The organism is Halarcobacter bivalviorum, from assembly GCF_003346815.1.
Taxonomy (GTDB): Bacteria; Campylobacterota; Campylobacteria; order Campylobacterales; family Arcobacteraceae; genus Halarcobacter; species Halarcobacter bivalviorum.
This window is the reverse complement of record NZ_CP031217.1, coordinates 1,542,086-1,560,329: the sequence shown is the minus strand read 5'-3', so window position 1 is coordinate 1,560,329 and position 18,244 is coordinate 1,542,086. Positions and strand designations below refer to the sequence as shown.

Genomic DNA, 18,244 nt, shown 5'->3' with positions numbered 1-18,244 from the left:
TTATTAAAAGGAGCTTATTATGGAAGCTGTAGAACTAAATTCAAAGAGTTTCAATAAGTATGACCTTCAATCAAATAAAAGTTTATCTTCTGAAAGAAGTGAACAAAAAATTGATACAAATAGAGAATATAAAGAGAATTCAATTCATAATTCTGCTGTTAATGTATCAATTTCAATGGAAAGCATAAAAGTATTTTTAAATATTAAGAGTGTTGAACTATCTCAAGCAAACACCAATGCTCAAAATTCTTTAATGAATATTATTAATAATACTGAACTATATGATTTCCTTTCAGGAAAAGAGATTGATGGAGGTTTTAGTCTAGCATCAATTGGTTATGAAGGAAAACCTATTACAAAGTTATCTCCTGAAGAAGCAAAAGAATTAGTTTCTGCTGATGGTTTTTTTGGAATAGATAAAACTTCACAAAGAGTTAGCTCTTTTGTAATTGATTTAGCCGGAGATAATATTGAAGCTTTAAGAGAAGCAAGAAAAGGTATTGTTCAAGGATTTGAAGAAGCAGAAAAAATGTGGGGAGGCAATCTTCCGGAAATCTCTTATCAAACACAAGAGAAGACATTAGATATAGTAGATCAAAAAATTGCAGAACTACTTAAAACAGATGCTCAAAAAGAGTTAGAGAATATAGAAGAAGTGAATCAATAGATTTTAAATCTAGGTTCACTTTTCTTTTCTGCACATTTTATCTGATAATCAACCATTTTCTCAAAAGGTTTACTCATATTATTTAACTCTTCAATTTTTAAATTCTCATAATTATAATTATTTAATAACTCCAAGATATATTGGGTTGATTCAATAGTTGAAAGACAGTATTCACTAGGTTGTCTTTTTATTTTAAAAGCAGATTTTATTTTAGTAGTAAAACTTAGCATTTTTAGTTTTTGTAGATTTGTACTCTCTTTAATGATTTTTTTAGAACAAGGCCAAGTAGAATCAATTATAAAAATAACTAAGTTTTTATCTGTATTAATTTTTTTACTACTTAAATCATGACTATTCTCATCTGGATAGAGTAAATAAGATTCATTTTCTGGATTTTCTATTATTTTATTTATTTTTTTATGGTTTGTAAAATTTATACCAATATAAAGTTCTGAGTTACTTAAACTATTTTTTGTAAATTGTCCTGTTCCATTTTTAGTTTTTCGAAACTCTTTAGGATGCATTAAAATTATAAATTTTGTTTTTGTTTCTATTGTATTTATATATTTGCACATACATGAACTCTCCGGTCTATAGCATGTATAGCAAAAATCTCTTTTTCTAAATTCTTCTTTTTTATTCATTATGCAATTTTACTTTATTTTTACTAAGTTTCTTGTTTTATGAGTATTTAAGAGAAATTTATACATAATAGATGTAATAAAATTACATAAAAAATGTAAAAAATAAATAAATGGAGTCTAAGATTAAATCTGAAAAAAAGAAAAAACTTATAGTAAAGAATGTTTTTAAGGTTTTTGGAAGTGAACCAAAAAAAGCTTTAAAAATGTTAAATGATGGTCTATCCAAAGAAGAAATATTCGATAAAACTGGAATGACTATTGGTGTTCAAGACGCTAGTTTTGAAATATATGAAGGTGAAATATTTGTAATTATGGGACTTTCTGGTTCTGGAAAATCCACTTTAGTAAGACTACTTAATAGGTTAATAGAGCCTACTTCTGGAAATATTTATATTGATGAAACAGATGTTACAAATTTAAATGATAAAGAATTAATTAATATTAGAAGAGAAAAAATATCAATGGTTTTTCAATCTTTTGCTTTAATGCCACATATGAATATTATTGATAATGTATCTTTTGGTTTGGAATTAAGTGGTATTTCTAAAGAGATAAGATATGAGAAATCTAGAAAAGCTTTAGAGCAAGTTGGTTTAGCCCAACATGAATTATCTTATCCTGATGAATTAAGTGGTGGAATGCAACAAAGAGTAGGACTTGCAAGAGCATTAGCCAATAATCCAGATATTATGCTTATGGATGAAGCTTTTTCTGCACTTGACCCTCTAATTAGAACAGAGATGCAAGATGAATTAATTGAGTTACAAAGTAAAGAGCAAAGAACAATTGTTTTTATCTCTCATGATTTAGATGAAGCTATTAGAATAGGGGATAGAATTGCAATAATGCAAAATGGTGAGATTTCTCAGATTGGAACACCTGAAGAAATTGTAAATAATCCTGCAAATGATTATATTAAATCTTTTTTTAAAGGTGTAGATGTAACTTCTGTATTAACAGCAGCTCATATTGCTAAAAAAGTAAAACCAACTATAATAAATAAAGATAGTACAGGAATTAATTCTGCTTTACAATATATTGCAGACCTTGATGAGGATTATGCTTATTTTATTGAAAAAAATGGAAAATACTTAGGGATACTAACTTTAGACAGTTTAAAAGAACAAAAAAAGTTAGGTGGGACAATTATGGATGCAATTTATTGTGATAAGTCAATAAATGAAAACCTACAAATATCTGAATTTATTTCAGATATTGCAGAACATAAATATCCTTTTTCTGTAGTTGATGATAATGGAAAATATAAAGGAACTATTTCAAAAAGTAGATTATTAAAAGTATTAGATGAAGGAGTTGACAATGAGTAATGATCCTTGGGGAAATGCTTCAACTGCACAAGAAAATAAAGAATCTTCTGTTGACTGGATGAATACAGAAGTTATTGAAGAAAAACCAAAAGAGTTTGATTTCTTTAATCCTTTTGAACAAAGTCTAATTCCTTTTGATACTTGGACAAATAATTCTATTGATTGGCTAGTAGCAAATTTTAGGGAGTTTTTTTTAGCAACAAAAATACCTATTGATATAGTATTAAAAGCAATAGAGGGATTTTTATTATATTTAAATCCTTATGTGGTAATTTTATTTTTTGTTTTTCTTGCCTTGCAGTTTTCTACAAAAAAGATGGCAATAGGAACATTAATTTCTTTTTTAATCATTGGTTTTATTGGTGCTTGGGAAGAAGCAATGATTACTTTAGCTTTAGTTATTACAGCAGTAGTTTTTTCATTGTTTATTGGAATACCTCTTGGTATTTGGAGTGCAAAAAGTGAAACTGTAAATAAGATTGTTCGTCCTATTCTTGATGCAATGCAAACTACACCAGCTTTTGTTTATTTGATTCCTATTGTAATGTTATTTGGAATAGGTAATGTCCCTGGAGTTATTGTAACTATTATTTTTGCCTTACCACCTCTTATAAGACTTACAAACTTAGGAATTAGACAAGTTCCAGAGGATTTAATTGAAGCTTCAAGGTCTTTTGGAGCTAGTTCGATGCAGATGTTATTTAAAGTTCAAATTCCAGTAGCAATGCCAACTATTATGGCAGGTATAAATCAAACTTTAATGTTAGCACTTTCTATGGTTGTAATTGCCTCTATGATTGCAGTTGGAGGTTTAGGACAAATGGTATTAAGAGGAATAGGAAGACTTGATGTTGGCCTTGCTGCAGTTGGAGGTTTAGGAATTGTTTTACTTGCAGTTATTTTAGATAGATTAACTCAAGAGATGGGGAAACGAGATAAAAATGATAAAAGAAAATGGTTTGAAAAAGGTCCTATAGGCTTTTTTTATAAATTATTAAATAAGGAGAAATAAATGTTTGCAAAAAAAATATTAATATCAGGAGTTTTATCTTTAGCACTTGCAAGTAACTTATTTGCTGCAAAAGTAACTGCACTTAAAACAACTATAGCAGAAGAAGCATTTCAAATGGAAGTTGTCGCAGAAGTTTTAAAAAAGATGGGACATGAAGTAAAAATTTCAAATGATATGGATTATGAAATTGCTTATCAAACCTTAGCAAATAATGCTAATAGTGATGAAGTCTTTTTTATTGCTTCAAGTTGGGATCCTTTACATAATGGAAAAATTGAAAATATTGGAAAAGATAAAATAGCTAAATTCTCAGAATATATTTCAAACTGTGCTCAAGGTTATTTAATAGATAAAAAAACAGCAGAGAAGTATAATATTAAATACTTTAATGATTTGAAAGACCCAAAGATTGCGAAACTATTTGATACTAATGGTAATGGAAAAGCGGACTTAACTGGTTGTAATGCTGGATGGGGTTGTGAGAAGGTTGTAGAGCATCAGTTAGATGCATATGGTTTAAGAGACACAGTTGAACATAATCAAGGTCAATACTCAGCTTTAATAGCAGATACGATTGCAACTTATAAAACAGGTAAACCAATTTTATATTACACTTGGACTCCTTATTGGGTAAGTGGAAAGTTAGTTCCTGGTAAAGATACAGTATTTTTACAAGTAACTCATAGTGCCAATCCAAATACAGCTTCAACAAAACTTCCAAATGGTGCAGATTATGGATTTAATGTAAATTCTCAAAAAATTGTTGCAAATGCAGGAGTTAAAAAGCATAAAGATATTGCAAAATTATTTGATATTATTAAACTAAGTGTAAATGATGTAAGTGGACAAAATATGCTTATGGCAAGTGGACAAAATAAAGAAAAAGATATTAAAAGACATGCAAAACTTTGGATTCAAAAAAATCAAACAAAAATTGATAGCTGGATTAAAGAGGCAAAAACTGCAAAATAGCAGAGTTTAATAGAGATTTTTATCTCTATTAACTTCTTTTTATATAAAAAGCTTTATAATTCATTAAAAAAAGGATAATGTTTGGCTTTACTTGATAATGCTAAAGATGTTCTTCCTTTAAGTAGTATTGCAGAGTTATTAACTGCAAAAGTAAGAACACTTAAAATGTATGAAGACAAGGGTCTTCTACCTTCTAAAAAATTAAATAAGAAACTTTACTCTATAAATGATGTAAAAATTATTGCATTTGTTCACTATTTAGCAAGTGTTAAAAAAATTAATGCAAATGGTATTAAATATATTCTTGAAATGTTAGATAATAATATGGATGAAAAAAATAGAACAGCATTTTTAGAGTTAGTTGAAAAAAATTTAGAAAAACTTTCTGGAGTTGATGTAACAGATGTAGAAGTTATATAACTTCTACTCTTTTTTGTGACCTGTTTGCTCTTTTCTATTTATAAGAGTAAAAATTTCTTCTTTTTCTATATTATAAGCTTTTCCAAAACCTAAAATTGCTTCACCTGAAATAACTTCAAACTCAAAAAAAGAGAAATCTTTCATTTCTTTTAGCATAGAAACTATTTCTCCATGTTTTTCTTCAAATAAAGAGATTAGTTTTATAAACTCTTCATTATCTCTTTGTAACTTTTTAGTTTTACATTGATAAACAACTCTTTTTCTAGCAAAGATATTATCACTTTTACTTTCATCTTCAATAAAAAATATTGAGCTATTTTCATTTAAAGTTAAATTATAAGAGTGTTTAGCCATAGAGCTTAGGTATACGTAAAACTTGCTATCTTCTAAGAGAAAAGGAGCATAACTTGTAAAAGGTATGTTATGCTCATCTAAAGAAGAGATTACTAAACTTTTAAAGCTAGATAAGAACTCTTTTATGCTTCTTTCGATGCTCTTTCCTTTCTTTTTGCTTTCATTTTATTTAAAGCAAGTCTTCTCATATCTGCTGTAGTATCAAGTTCATCCATAATTTCTAAACCAAGTAAGGTCTCAATACAATCTTCTAATGTAATAATACCTTCTGTTTGGTCATAGTTATCAAGAACGATAAACATATGCTCTTTCTTTTGAATAAACTTGCTTAAAGCTTTTCCTACGGGAATATTTTCATTTAAGGCAAAAACTGGTTTCATAATAGATTCCATAGTAGCATTTTTATCTCTAATCGCTTGTTTAAAAAGTTTTTTAGTAAGAACAACACCTACAATATTATCAATAGTTTCATCATATACAGGAACTCTTGAGAATTTGTATGTTCTTTTATCTTCTAAAATATCTTTTATTATAGAATCTTTATTAACAGAGTACATAACTGATCTTGGTGTCAAGATTTCTTTGATTTTTATCTCATTTAATGTTAGAGTATTTTCAATAATATCTGATTCCAAATCACCGATAACACCTTCTTCTTCACTAAGTAGTGTTGTATGAATTAGTTCTTCTCTTGAAATTGAATCACTTGTCTCTTTTCCTTTAATTTTTCTAGTAACAAACTGAGTTGTTTTAATTAAAGGATATGTAAAAAATATAAAAAACTTAATAATTCTTGCTGCAAGTGGAGCTAATTGTTTCCAATATACTGCACCAATTGTTTTTGGAATAATTTCAGCAAAAAATAAAATTGCAAATGTTAGAAAGATAGACACAAACATTACTAATGTTTTGTCTCCACTAAATACATTTTGTGCTTGTACCCCAATAGCAGTTGCACCTAAAGTGTTTGCAATAGTATTAAGAATTAAAATTGAAGCAATTGAACTATCAATATCTGTTTTTAAACTTTTAAGAAGTTTTCCTGTATCAGGATTTTTATTTTCTAAAACTGAGATATATGAAAAGTTTGTCGAGAGAATCACAGATTCTAAAACTGAACATAAAAAAGAAATACCAATAACGGCAATAAAGAGGAATATTAAAAGTTCCATAATGAACCTTTAAACAGTACTAAGCTACGCCTCTGGGAACTATCTTCCAATAATTACTCCTTCTATTTGAATAAAATTAACAACGTATAATACCAAAATTTATCTTTAAAACATTATTTTTGACAAAAAAATGAAAAATTTTGTATAATTAGGTATGTTGCAAAAGGAGGGTATCATGGAATATGGATTAATACCTAAGATTGACCAAGCTGCACAAAATTATCAGTTATTGGTTCAACAAGTTCAGCCTTCAAATGAAATTGCAAAACTAAAAGAACAAAATGAAGCAAAAGAGATTGTTAAAGAAAACTTTTTAAAACCAAAAGAGAAAGAAGAGGTTTCTGAGTCTTCAACTACTATAAAAGCAGTCCCTTATCAAGAAGTTGTTCTTACAAATTTAAATTTTGGATTTAACAATAGTTCAAAAGATTTTTATGTAAAGGCAATTAGAGGTGAAGCTGAAAATCAATATCCTACGGATGAAATGATGAGGCTAAAAGCTTATTTTATTGCACAAGCAAAAGCAGAAGCAGCTAAAGAAGCTATGTAAGCTTCTTGCTGTTTTTATTTAAGAGTTTATCTCTTTATCTAAATAGTATCCAGTGTAAGAGTTTGTTTTTTTATGATTTGCTGCTAACTCTTCAGGTGTACCTTCTGCTACAACTTTTCCACCTTTACTTCCACCTTCTGGTCCCATATCAATTACCCAGTCAGAATTTTTGATAATATCTAAGTTATGTTCAATTACAAGTACAGAGTTTCCTACTTCAACAAGATGATGTAATACTTTTGTTAATCTATCAACATCTGCAAAATGTAAACCAGTAGTTGGTTCATCTAATACATAAAGAGTATTTCCTGTATCTTTTTTACTTAATTCTTTTGATAGTTTAATTCTTTGTGCTTCTCCACCTGAAAGGGTAACTGCATTTTGTCCTAAAGTAATATATCCAAGTCCAACATCTGAAAGTGTTTGTAGTTTTGCTTTTATTTTAGGTACCTTTACAAAAAACTCTAAAGCTTCATCGACACTCATATTAAGTACATCTGAGATATTCTTACCCTTATATAGAATCTCTAAAGTTTGTGCATTATATCTTTGTCCTTGACAATCATCACATTTAACCATAATATCTGGTAAGAAGTGCATTTCAATTTTGATTTCTCCTTCTCCTTGACACTTCTCACACCTTCCACCTTTTACGTTAAATGAGAATCTTCCAATCTTATAGCCTCTAAGTTGCGCCTCTTTAGTTTTAGAAAAGAGAGTTCTAATCTCATCCATAAGACCTGTATAAGTTGCAGGATTTGATCTTGGTGTTCTACCAATAGGACTTTGGTCAAGGTAGATTACTTTATCAAGTTTTTCTAAACCTTCAATCTCTACCCCATCTACTTTTTTTACTTTTCTTGCATGGTTTAATAACTCTTTTGCAACTGGAAGTAGAGTTTGTAAAATTAAAGATGATTTACCAGAACCAGAAACCCCTGTAATTGATACAAGGTTTTTAAGAGGTAGTTGTACATCAAGGTTTTTAATATTGTTAATAGTTACATTTTTGATTTTTATAAAATCCTCTTGTGGTCTATTATGAACATAATCAATCTTTTTCTTTCCACTTACATATTGCGCAGTTAAAGTTTTTGCTTTATTCATCTGTTTTAATGTTCCAGCAAATACAATTTCTCCACCATATTTACCAGCCTTTGGACCAATATCCACAATATAGTCAGCTGCTTCAATTGTCTCCTTATCATGTTCTACAACAATTACCGTATTACCTTTTTCTTGTAATGCTTTAAGTGTTTTAATAAGTTTACTTGTATCTCTTTCATGAAGACCAATTGACGGTTCATCAAGTACATACATAACTCCTGTAAGTCCCGAACCAATTTGTGAAGCAACACGAATTCTTTGTGCTTCTCCACCTGAAATAGTTCTTGCATCACGTCCTAGCGTAATATATCCTAATCCTACATCATATAAAAAAAAGATTCTCTCTTTTATCTCTTTTAAAATAGGAGCAGAAATCATCTTTTCTTGGTCAGAGAAATATTCAAAGTTTTTTTCATCTTGGAAAAATTTATGTGCTTCTTCAATAGGTTTATTAATAATATCAGCAATAGTTTTTTTTGCTACAAATACACTTTGAGATGATGGTTTAAGTCTGTTTCCTCCACAATCTGAACAGATTTTTTCAGTCATGAATTCTGCCATCTCTTTTTCATCTTTAATCATATCATAGGCAATTTTTACTATACCTTCCCATTTTCTAGTAAGGTTATGTCTTTTCCAAGTAAATTTTGCTTCTTCAATTCCCCCATGTAAAACAGATTTTTTCTGATGTTCTGGTAATTCTGCAAAAGGTATAGTTATATCAATATTAGCAGCTTCACAATATGCCATAAGCATTTTAAAGTAGTAACCTTTATTAAAACCATAAATAATCTTAATAGCTCCATCTTCTAATGGTAACTCTTCATTGATTACTTTTTTCATATCAAGGGTATATCTAATTCCTAAACCATCACAAGAAGTACAAGCTCCTTTGGGAGAGTTAAAAGAGAATGATAGAGGTTCTAAAGGTTCAAAAGAGATTTTACAATCAAAACAAGCCATATGTTCAGAGTAGTGAATATGTTTATCACATCCTACTTCTTCATGATTCATAACTTCTACTTCCAATTCTCCAAAAGATTCTTTTAATCCTTTCTCAACATCTTGTGCAATTCTATCTTTGTTTTCATCTTTTACAACAACTCTATCAATTACAACTTTGATTGTATGCATTTTATTTTTTTCAAGCTCAATATCTTCATCAAGTCTTGCCATTACACCATCAATCATAGCTCTTACATAACCTTTACCTCTAAGGCTTTCAAGTAAATCTGCAAAAGTTCCTTTCTTTCTATTTACAAGGGGAGCTAAAATTACAATTTTTGAGTTTTCAGGTAGAGTTAAAACTTGTGCTATTACATCAGAAGCACTCATTTGAGAGATAGGTTCTCCACATTTATGACAATGTTGTTTTCCTACTCTTGCATATAAAAGTCTAAAGTAGTCATAAACTTCAGTAATAGTTCCAACAGTTGACCTTGGATTTTTAGAAGTTGTTTTTTGATCAATAGCAATAGCAGGTGTTAAACCTTCAATTCTTTCAACATCTGGTTTACCCACTTTATCTAAGAATTGTCTAGCATAAGCAGAAAGTGATTCAATATATCTTCTTTGTCCCTCTGCATATAAAGTATCAAAAGCTAAAGTTGATTTACCAGAACCACTAAGTCCTGTAAATACAACTAATTTATTCTTTGGTATTTCTAAGTTTATATTTTTTAAATTGTTTTCTTTGGCATTAAAAATTTTAATTGTATCTTGCATAATATTCCATTGTCATAAAAGTTTTAAGCAGGCATTATACCAAATAAAAATGAAACTAGATAGAGATAAAATGTTAGTTAATAAATTTTTAGTTTCTAGTAATAATAAATAAATTATATGGGTATTTATCTACTTCTAAAACTCTAATAAGTTTTTTAATACTTTATATTATAATAATAACACAATAGTAAATAGGGAAGAGTATTGAATAAGTATATAAATAGTTTTGAAATAGAGAATGAGAAGTTCTACTATTTTGATATTAGAAGAGTAATTAGTGAAAATAGTGAGTTATCAAAATTACCAATAGTTTTAAAAATTTTACTAGAGTTAAACTTACGAAATGCAAAAGATGAGTTTGAGTTTAATGAGATAGTAAAGGTTTTTAAAAGTAGGGAGGCTAAAGATATATATTTTTATCCTTCAAGGGTTATCTTACAAGATTATACGGGAATACCTATATTAATAGATTTAGCTTCAATAAGAGACTCTTTACAAAAGAGCAATAAAGATGTTTTAAAGGTCAATCCTAAAATAATGGTTGATTTAGTTATTGATCACTCTTTAGATTTTGATAATAGTGATGAGCTAACTGAAGAGTTAAATAAAGAGAAGTATGAGTTTATAAAATGGGCTCAAAAATCTTTTAGCAACTTAAGAGTTGTTCCTCCTGGTTCTGGAATTTGTCATCAAGTTAATTTAGAATATCTTTCAACAATCATACATTTAGATATTATAGATAATAAAAATTTTATATATCCAGAAACAATTATTGGTACTGACTCTAATACTAATATGATTAACTCTTTAGGTGTCTTAGGTTGGAGTGTAAATGAACTAGAAATAAAGAGTTCAATTTTAGGAATGCCTATTAAGTTTAAATTACCAAAGGTAGTTGGAGTAAATATCCATGGAAAACTAAAAGAGGGAATAACTTCTTCTGATTTAGTTTTAACTCTAACAAGTATTTTAAAAGAGCATGATATAAAAGGTAAATTAGTAGAGTTTTATGGAGAAGGATTAAAGCATCTGACTTTAGAAGATAGGTCTACTATTTCTAATATGGCACCTGAGTATAATGCAATCTCTTCTTTTTTTGCAATAGATAATAAAACAATTGAATATTTTAACAAAACAAGAGCAAGTGAAGATTATTCTCAATTATTAAAAGAGTATTTACAAAGACAAGAACTTTTTTATAGTGATGAGGTTTTAGATTTTGATGAAGTAATTGATTTAGATTTAGAAAAATTAATACCTTCTATTGCAGGACCTAATAATGTTCAAAATAGTGTTTCTATTGATGAGTTAAAAGAGCAACAAATAAATAAGAGTGGTTCTTATTTAAAAGACTTAGATATAGTTATTGCTTCAATAACTTCTTGTACTACAACTTCAAATCCTTATTTAATATTACATGCAGCTTTAGTTGCTAAAAAAGCTTATGAGTTTGGACTACATACAAAAGAGTATATAAAGAAATCTTTTTCTCCAGGTTCAATGGCTATAAAAAGATTTTTAGTAGAACTTGATTTGATGAAGTACTTAGAGCATTTAGGTTTTTATATAGTAGGCTACTCTTGTCAAAATCTTGGAAGTTTAGAGGATAAGTTTGAATTTGATATTAAAGATAATAAATTAGATGTATGTTCAATAACTTCAGGAAGTAAAAACTTTGAAAAAAGAGTTAATACTTTAGTAAAATATAACTACTTAAGTTCTCCTTCGTTAGTTGTAATTTACTCTATAATAGGAACTACAAAGTTTGACCTTTTTGATAATGTTATTAGTACTATAGATGATAAAGATATTTACTTAAAAGATTTATGGCCAAGTAGTAAAGAAGTAGGAGAGTATATGAGTAAGTTGGATTATACTTTATATAAAGAGATTTACAAAGATATATATAAAGGTAATGAGTTCTGGCAAAAACTAGAAGTTGAAGCTACTTCTACTTATAATTGGAATAAAGAGTCTATACAAATACAAGCCTTATCTTTTTATGAAGAGTTAAATTTAGATGATATAGAGATTTTAGATGCAGGAGTACTTACTCTTTTAGAAGATAATATCTCTTCTTCTTTAATAGCCCCAATGGGACAAATCTCTCTTTATTCTCAAGCTGCTAAATATTTAGAAAAAAGAGGTGTTAAGTCTTTTGAATATAATAGTTTCGAAAGTAGAAAAGCAAATGCTCATATTCAATTAAGAGCAGCATTTGATAATCCTAAAGTAAAAAATAAAATGGTTTCAAAAGAGGGTGGATATACAATTGATTATGAAACAAGTGAGATAGTTTCAATTTTTGAAAAAGCTGAAAAGTTTAAAAAACTTGATAAACCTTTACTTATTTTCGCTGGCGAAAATTTTGGAATAGGAGAAAAAAGAGAGTGGGCAGTAAAAAGTATAAAACTATTAGGAGTAAAAGCTATTATTGCAAAATCTTTTGATGAAGAGTATAGAAAGAGTTTAATATATTATGGAGTTTTACCTTTAGAATTTTTAGAAGATGATATTGACTCTTTAAAATTGAAAGGTGATGAAAATATTTCTATCTTAGCAGATAAAATAAAAGTTGAAGGAAAAGTAAAAGCATATATAAATAGAGGTTTCGATGAGGTAGTTGTTAGATTAAAAATAAGGATTGATACTCAAGAAGAAGTAGAATATTATAAAAAAGGAGGAGTTCTTCCTTTTTTATTAAATAGTTAAACTACTTTATAAACCATTGAAATAAAAATTACAAGATATAAAATAAGAATATACTTTTTGTAAGAAGTTGATTTTATACTATTTTTTAGTTTTATTCCAAAATATACTCCAATTAAAGAAGCAATACCAACGGTTGCTCCTTCTTGGAAAAGCATTTGATTACTTAGAGATAAAGAAGTAAATCCTGCTACAGAAGAGAAGATTACGAAAAATAGTCCTAAAGAAGTAGCTTTTTTTAAATCATAGTTTAAAAATCTAACAAGTAGGGGAGTTAATAAAATTGAACCTCCAACTCCAATACTCATGGCAATTGCTCCAATTAAAGCACCTACAATAAATAAAAAAAGTTTATTACTACTTTTCTTTTCATCTTCATGGATTTGAGCAGGAGATTTAAAGATAGAAACTATTGAGTAAAATAAAATAGCTATAAATATATATTGTAGAACTTCATTTGAAACATTAGTAATAATATAACCACTTTGAAGTCCACCAAAAAAGCCACCAATTCCAATTATTAAACCATCTTTTAAAACATCTTTAGCTTTTTTAGAATTTAGAAAAGAACCATAAATTGAAGAAAAAACCATTTGCATAATAGAGATTGCAACAGCTTCTTTCATAACAAACCCAGTAAATAAAAGCATTGGAACAAGTACCATTCCCCCTCCAACTCCAAAGAAGCCTGAGATAAATCCAGTCATTGTTCCAAATAGTAGAAGTTCAATCATTAGCTTACTTTTTTATAGAGTTCATTGCATTTATAAACTTATTATAATCTTCTTCTAATTTTTTATCTTTATCACTTACATCTATACCATCTTCTTCTTTTAGAGCCTCTTCTAAAATATGAATTCTTTCAATAAGATATTTAAACATCTCTTTATTGATATCTGGTAAATCATCATGTGCAAGTTTGCAGTTTTTCTTATCTTTTTTAATAATTTTTGCAGGAACTCCAACTGCAGTAGAGTTTTTAGGAACATTACAAACAACTACAGAGTTAGCACCAACTTTAGAGTTTTTATCTATAATGATATTCCCTAGTACTTTAGCACCACTTCCAATAACTGCATTTGATCTAATTGTTGGGTGACGTTTCCCTTTATCAAGACTAACTCCACCTAAGGTTACTCCTTGATAAATAAGTACATCATCTTCAATAATTGTAGTTGCACCAATAACAACTCCAATAGCATGGTCAATAAACACTCTTCTACCAATAGTAGCAGCAGGATGAATATCTGTTTTTGTAAATAAAGAACCAAAACCAGTAATTGCTCTTGCTAGTTTCTTCCAACCCTTTAAATATAATCTATTTGCAAGTCTATGATTTATAATTGCCCAAACACCTGGATAATTAAAAAATAGTTCAAAACTAGAATCTAAAGCAGGGTCATTTAGTTTAGGAACAGAAAAATCCTCTTTTATTTGTTTCCATAAAGAGAGTTTCTTTTGTTCTTCTAAAACTCTTTGTTTTATTTGCTCGTGTATATTTTTATCTTCTTGTTCCCTCATTAATGACTCCATGAAGTTTTTAAATAACTGTTCTCATTTAGGTATTTCTTTAAAATTACATAAGTACTTTTATCAAGGCTACTTTTTAGTATCTTTTTTATCTCTTTTGTATCGTAATCAATATCTTCTAGAATATCAATAATTTTTTGTGATTCAATTATCTTTTCTAGTTTTAATTCATTATTTTCAAAAACTACATTCACTTCAGTAGGATGAGAAAATAGATTATGTCTCATACCTAAAGTATCTTGGTATGCTCCTACATTAAAAAATGCAAGATAATACTCCTCTTTTTCAAGGTTTACATCGTGTAAATATAGAGGTTTTTTTGCATTAAACTCAATTTCTCCATCACTATCACAAGTAATATCCCATAAAGAAGCACTTCTTGTAGGTTTCTTATCAAGATGAGTGATAGGCATAATAGGGAATTCTTGATTTATTCCCCAGAAATCTGGAAGAGATTGGAAAATAGAGAAATTTAAAAGATATTTTTCTTGAATTTTATTATCTATTCTTTTCAACTCTTCATAATCAGCAATTTCAAGTAAACTAATTGCTTTTTTGATAATTAGCTGAGCTAAAATTTCTGCATTACTTCTATCTTGTAAATCAATATAACCTAAATCAAAAAGTTTTAATAGTGACTCTAAGTGGTCCATACTATCATGCATATATTCTAGAGCAGTTTTACCATTCATATCTTTATATAATTCATTTAACTCTTCAATTAAAGGAGGGTTTTCTTCTTTTAGTCTTAAGTTACTTAATTCATACTCTGCTGAAAAAAGTTCTAATACAGGAGTTACTAAAACTGTACTATTTGCAGAGATGAATCTTCCTGATTCTGTAAAGATATTTGGTTCTTCTACACCTTTTTGTTTTGCAATATTTTTTAATGTAAAGATTACATCATTTGCAAACTCTTGTAGATGATATTGTGTTGTTCTATGATATTGAGAATATTCAACTGCTAATCCACCACCAATATTAATTGCTTTTAAGTTTGTAGCACCCATGTTTTTTAGTTCAGCATAAATATGACCTGATTCTTTTAAAGCCTTTTTTAGTGGTTTAATATTTGTCATTGCTGAACCAATATGGAAATGAATCATTGTTAGATAGTGAAGAAGATTATTGCTTTTTAATAATTCATAAGCTTCTAAAATCTCAGTAGAACTTAATCCAAATTTTGAATCAATTCCTCCTGATTTAGCCCAAGCTCCACCACCACTATTAAATAGTCTTACTCTAATTCCTACATTTGGTGTTGGTAAAGAAGTCTCTTTTTCAACTTCTAAAATCATTTTTAATTCATTTAAACCTTCAATAATAACAGTAATATTGTGTCCCATTTTTTTTGCAATAAAAGCTAAATGAATCATCTCTTTATCTTTGAATCCATTTATTGTAATAGGTGCACCTATTTTATTATAAGTCATTGCTAAAAATAGTTCTGCTTTACTTCCTGCTTCTAATCCATAACCAAACTCTTCACCTGATTTTATTAGAGGTAATAAAAAGTTTGGAAGTTGATTAACTTTTAAAGGAAAAACTGCATTAAATTTTCCTTTATAATCATACTCATTTATTGCATTATTATAAAGAGTATATAGTTTCTCTATTTGTAATCTTGTCAAGTGAGGAAATCTAAGAAGAAGAGGTCCTTTGAAATCTTGTTCTCTAATATCTCTTACAATATCAACTAATGCTGGTTTTGATGCATAATTTAATTTAGCTAATCCATTTTCAATAATGAAGTTATCTTCACCCCAAATATCTATTCCATAAGTGTGCAATTAAAAATCCTCTACTTTTATAGTTTTTTCTTCTTGTGTTTTAATATTTTTTATATAAATTGTATTATCATTTAGTTCATTTTCTCCAACTAAAGCTACAATATTTGCACCATGCTTTTCAGCAATTTTAAAGTGCTTACTAAAACCTCTTGGTGTATATTCCATAATAGTTTTAGTAGTTTCTCTTTTTTTATTTGCAATTTTTGTTAATTGATTTAATGCTTTTTCATCCATTGCCCCAAGATAAATTATCTCTTCATCTTGCTCTTTTATTTTAATTAGTTCCAATAATCTTTCAATTCCAATTGCAAATCCAATTCCAGGAGTTTCTCTTCCACCTAAAAACTCAACAAGTTTATCATATCTTCCTCCACCTGCAATTGCACTTTGAGCTCCAATTTCATCTGAAGTAAATTCAAAAGCAGTTTGAGAGTAGTAATCTAAACCTCTAACTAGATTTGTATCTATAACATAATCAATACCATTAAAGTCTAAAATCTCTTTTAATTTTTCAAAGTCTGTATCACAATTTTCACATAGATTATTAGTGATTTTTGGAGCATTGTATAATAGTTTTTGACAGTTTTCATTTTTACAATCTAAAACTCTAATTGGATTAGTTTCAATCCTTCTATTACAGTCTTCACAAAGCTCTTCTTTAAAACTTGTTAAATGCTTAATTAGATTTTCTCTATACACAGGCATACAAGTTGGACAACCTAAAGAGTTTAGTTGTAATTTAAACTTAATACCAAAGAAATCTAAAATATCTTTTAACATCATAATAATGTTTGCATCTTCATACACTGAAGCTTGCCCAAATACTTCACAACCAAATTGGTGGAATTGTCTTAGTCTTCCTTTTTGAGGTCTTTCATATCTAAACATTGGCCCATAATAAAACCATCTATATGAACCACCAGCTCTATCAAATTTATTTTCAACAAAACTTCTTACAACACCAGCTGTTCCTTCAGGTCTAAGACACACATCATTTTCACCTTTATCTATGAATTGATACATCTCTTTATTTACAATATCAGAGCTTTCTCCTACAGATCTTTTAAATAAAGCTGTCTCTTCAAGAATAGGTGTTTCAATATAAGAAAAACCATAGTTTTTAGCAATTCTTGATGCATTTTCAATAAAGTAGGTAAAGTATTTACTATCTTCATTTAAAATATCATTCATTCCTCTTAAACTTTGAATATTAGCCATTAATAAATCCTTCTATTTTTTCTGCAATTTGTTCGATGCTTAGGCTTGCATCAATATAAATATGATTTAAATTTAACATTTCAATTGTTTTTTTCATTCTTTCTTGAATATCTAATAAATAGTCTATTCCCCGTGATTCTATAGAATCATTTGATTTATTTCCAAGTCTTTTTGTTAACTCTTCTTTTGAAAGTTCCAATAAAATAACATGTGATGGTAAAGTATTTTGAGTTGCTATTAAATTTAAGCTTGTAACAACTTCAAGGGGTAAATCTTTTGCATAAGAGATCCCACTAATAGCACTTCTATCACTTATAATCATTTTCTTTTCATTTGGTTTTATTATCTGTTCAATGTGCTCAGCACGATCTGCAAGAAATAAAAACATTTCAGCTGTTTTACTTTTAGCTTCCCCATTTAAAGCCATTTCTCTTAGCTTTAAACCAATTTCTGTTCCACCTGGCTCTTTTGTAAAAATAGCTTCAGTATGGTTCTTTTTTAAGATATCAAGTTGAGTTGATTTACCAGCAGTATCAACTCCTTCAATTACTACATACATTTTAAAACCTCGTCAGGTACAAGATGGCAGAACTTCCCATCAAATCTAATGATTTCTCTAACTATTGTTGAACTAACAAAAGCATTTTCAAGTGTAGGCATAAGATAAAGAGTTTCAAGCTTTTTATTAATTGAAGAGTTTGCATACCCCATTTGAAGTTCATATTCAAAGTCTGAAACAGCTCTAAGACCTCTAATAATAGTATGTATTTCTAAGTCTGTAGCTAAATCTACTAATAAAGTATCAAAGCCAATAACTTTAACTGTTTTCATATCTTTTGTTGCTGCTTTTGCAAACTCAACTCTTTGTTCATGGGTGAACATTGGGCCTTTTCTTTCACTTTTTGCAACAGCAATTACAACTTCATCAAAAATATTAGTAGCCCTTCTTATAATATCCATATGTCCATTTGTGATTGGATCAAAAGTACCACTGTAAATAGCCTTTCTGTAAGAATCAATAGGTTTTTTTGAGTTATTTGCCATTT

At 28.4% G+C, this 18,244-nt stretch carries 17 protein-coding genes; 7 read left to right on the top strand and 10 right to left on the bottom strand.

The window, feature by feature from the left end; all coding sequences use genetic code 11:
* The first annotated feature begins 19 nt into the window (after window positions 1-19).
* The gene (locus tag ABIV_RS07925) at window positions 20-667 is read left to right on the top strand and encodes a hypothetical protein (RefSeq protein ID WP_114839360.1); all 648 of its coding nucleotides are present in this window, start codon (window positions 20-22) and stop codon (window positions 665-667) included.
* Here the strand turns inward: ABIV_RS07925 and ABIV_RS07920 are convergent.
* The gene (locus tag ABIV_RS07920) at window positions 661-1,311 is read right to left on the bottom strand and encodes a tRNA-uridine aminocarboxypropyltransferase (RefSeq protein ID WP_114839359.1); all 651 of its coding nucleotides are present in this window, start codon (window positions 1,309-1,311) and stop codon (window positions 661-663) included. The genes ABIV_RS07925 and ABIV_RS07920 overlap by 7 nt on opposite strands.
* A gap of 110 nt (window positions 1,312-1,421) precedes the next feature.
* Between ABIV_RS07920 and proV the strand changes: the two genes are divergently transcribed.
* The 4 genes from proV to ABIV_RS07900 all read left to right on the top strand — a co-directional run bounded on the left by proV (window position 1,422) and on the right by ABIV_RS07900 (window position 5,043).
* Window positions 1,422-2,639, top strand: coding sequence for a glycine betaine/L-proline ABC transporter ATP-binding protein ProV (gene proV, locus ABIV_RS07915; RefSeq protein WP_114839358.1), 1,218 nt, complete (start codon window positions 1,422-1,424; stop codon window positions 2,637-2,639).
* Window positions 2,632-3,651 carry a glycine betaine/L-proline ABC transporter permease ProW gene (gene proW, locus ABIV_RS07910; RefSeq protein WP_114839357.1) on the top strand — a complete coding sequence of 340 codons (1,020 nt, stop codon included), beginning with the start codon at window positions 2,632-2,634 and terminating at the stop codon, window positions 3,649-3,651. Before proV ends, proW begins: the two co-directional genes overlap by 8 nt.
* Window positions 3,652-4,623: a glycine betaine/L-proline ABC transporter substrate-binding protein ProX gene (gene proX / locus ABIV_RS07905; RefSeq protein WP_114839356.1), complete on the top strand. Its 972-nt coding sequence runs from the start codon at window positions 3,652-3,654 to the stop codon at window positions 4,621-4,623.
* Between the two features lie 81 nt (window positions 4,624-4,704).
* The gene (locus ABIV_RS07900; protein ID WP_114839355.1) at window positions 4,705-5,043 is read left to right on the top strand and encodes a MerR family transcriptional regulator; all 339 of its coding nucleotides are present in this window, start codon (window positions 4,705-4,707) and stop codon (window positions 5,041-5,043) included.
* Between the two features lie 3 nt (window positions 5,044-5,046).
* Here the strand turns inward: ABIV_RS07900 and ABIV_RS07895 are convergent, their stop codons facing one another.
* Together ABIV_RS07895 and ABIV_RS07890 are read right to left on the bottom strand one after the other, a co-directional pair.
* Entirely contained in the window at window positions 5,047-5,487 is a 441-nt protein-coding gene (locus tag ABIV_RS07895; protein WP_237673236.1) for a HugZ family pyridoxamine 5'-phosphate oxidase, read from the bottom strand.
* A gap of 32 nt (window positions 5,488-5,519) precedes the next feature.
* Window positions 5,520-6,569: a hemolysin family protein gene (locus ABIV_RS07890; RefSeq protein WP_114839353.1), complete on the bottom strand. Its 1,050-nt coding sequence runs from the start codon at window positions 6,567-6,569 to the stop codon at window positions 5,520-5,522.
* A 175-nt stretch (window positions 6,570-6,744) separates the two neighbouring features.
* Here ABIV_RS07890 and ABIV_RS07885 point away from each other — a divergent pair, with 175 nt between their 5' ends.
* Complete coding sequence (locus ABIV_RS07885) at window positions 6,745-7,119, top strand: hypothetical protein (protein ID WP_114839352.1); 375 nt, start codon at window positions 6,745-6,747, stop codon at window positions 7,117-7,119.
* 18 nt (window positions 7,120-7,137) lie between these two features.
* Here the strand turns inward: ABIV_RS07885 and uvrA are convergent, their stop codons facing one another.
* Window positions 7,138-9,951, bottom strand: a complete 2,814-nt coding sequence (gene uvrA / locus ABIV_RS07880) for an excinuclease ABC subunit UvrA (protein ID WP_114839351.1) — start codon at window positions 9,949-9,951, stop codon at window positions 7,138-7,140.
* 204 nt (window positions 9,952-10,155) lie between these two features.
* Here uvrA and acnA point away from each other — a divergent pair, with 204 nt between their 5' ends.
* Entirely contained in the window at window positions 10,156-12,663 is a 2,508-nt protein-coding gene (acnA, locus tag ABIV_RS07875) for an aconitate hydratase AcnA (protein WP_114839350.1), read from the top strand.
* Here acnA and ABIV_RS07870 read toward each other — a convergent pair.
* The 6 genes from ABIV_RS07870 to coaD are packed head-to-tail and all read right to left on the bottom strand — an operon-like array spanning window position 12,660 to window position 18,242.
* The gene (locus ABIV_RS07870; RefSeq protein WP_114839349.1) at window positions 12,660-13,394 is read right to left on the bottom strand and encodes a sulfite exporter TauE/SafE family protein; all 735 of its coding nucleotides are present in this window, start codon (window positions 13,392-13,394) and stop codon (window positions 12,660-12,662) included. The two genes, acnA and ABIV_RS07870, sit on opposite strands and share 4 nt — an antisense overlap.
* Before the next feature lie 4 nt (window positions 13,395-13,398).
* Window positions 13,399-14,181, bottom strand: a complete 783-nt coding sequence (gene cysE, locus ABIV_RS07865) for a serine O-acetyltransferase (protein ID WP_114839348.1) — start codon at window positions 14,179-14,181, stop codon at window positions 13,399-13,401.
* Window positions 14,181-15,980 (bottom strand): biosynthetic arginine decarboxylase, encoded by a 1,800-nt coding sequence (speA, locus tag ABIV_RS07860; protein ID WP_114839347.1) that lies wholly within the window; start codon window positions 15,978-15,980, stop codon window positions 14,181-14,183. Before speA ends, cysE begins: the two co-directional genes overlap by 1 nt.
* Window positions 15,981-17,198, bottom strand: coding sequence for a histidine--tRNA ligase (gene hisS, locus ABIV_RS07855; RefSeq protein WP_114839346.1), 1,218 nt, complete (start codon window positions 17,196-17,198; stop codon window positions 15,981-15,983).
* Entirely contained in the window at window positions 17,191-17,757 is a 567-nt protein-coding gene (gene tmk, locus ABIV_RS07850) for a dTMP kinase (protein WP_114839345.1), read from the bottom strand. Before tmk ends, hisS begins: the two co-directional genes overlap by 8 nt.
* A complete protein-coding gene (gene coaD, locus ABIV_RS07845) occupies window positions 17,748-18,242 on the bottom strand; it encodes a pantetheine-phosphate adenylyltransferase (RefSeq protein ID WP_114839344.1) in 495 nt (164 codons plus the stop codon). The genes tmk and coaD overlap by 10 nt, the downstream gene beginning before the upstream one ends.
* Window positions 18,243-18,244 lie beyond the last annotated feature (2 nt).

What these genes read in the sequence shown, in the direction of transcription:
- ABIV_RS07920 (WP_114839359.1), bottom strand. Translation starts at nt 1,311, where the DNA reads ATGAATAAAAAAGAAGAATTTAGAAAAAGAGATTTTTGCTATACATGC.
- ABIV_RS07925 (WP_114839360.1), top strand. Translation starts at nt 20, where the DNA reads ATGGAAGCTGTAGAACTAAATTCAAAGAGTTTCAATAAGTATGACCTT.
- cysE (WP_114839348.1), bottom strand. Translation starts at nt 14,181, where the DNA reads ATGAGGGAACAAGAAGATAAAAATATACACGAGCAAATAAAACAAAGA.
- proX (WP_114839356.1), top strand. Translation starts at nt 3,652, where the DNA reads ATGTTTGCAAAAAAAATATTAATATCAGGAGTTTTATCTTTAGCACTT.
- uvrA (WP_114839351.1), bottom strand. Translation starts at nt 9,951, where the DNA reads ATGCAAGATACAATTAAAATTTTTAATGCCAAAGAAAACAATTTAAAA.
- tmk (WP_114839345.1), bottom strand. Translation starts at nt 17,757, where the DNA reads ATGTATGTAGTAATTGAAGGAGTTGATACTGCTGGTAAATCAACTCAA.
- ABIV_RS07890 (WP_114839353.1), bottom strand. Translation starts at nt 6,569, where the DNA reads ATGGAACTTTTAATATTCCTCTTTATTGCCGTTATTGGTATTTCTTTT.
- hisS (WP_114839346.1), bottom strand. Translation starts at nt 17,198, where the DNA reads ATGGCTAATATTCAAAGTTTAAGAGGAATGAATGATATTTTAAATGAA.
- coaD (WP_114839344.1), bottom strand. Translation starts at nt 18,242, where the DNA reads ATGGCAAATAACTCAAAAAAACCTATTGATTCTTACAGAAAGGCTATT.
- proW (WP_114839357.1), top strand. Translation starts at nt 2,632, where the DNA reads ATGAGTAATGATCCTTGGGGAAATGCTTCAACTGCACAAGAAAATAAA.
- proV (WP_114839358.1), top strand. Translation starts at nt 1,422, where the DNA reads ATGGAGTCTAAGATTAAATCTGAAAAAAAGAAAAAACTTATAGTAAAG.
- ABIV_RS07870 (WP_114839349.1), bottom strand. Translation starts at nt 13,394, where the DNA reads ATGATTGAACTTCTACTATTTGGAACAATGACTGGATTTATCTCAGGC.
- ABIV_RS07885 (WP_114839352.1), top strand. Translation starts at nt 6,745, where the DNA reads ATGGAATATGGATTAATACCTAAGATTGACCAAGCTGCACAAAATTAT.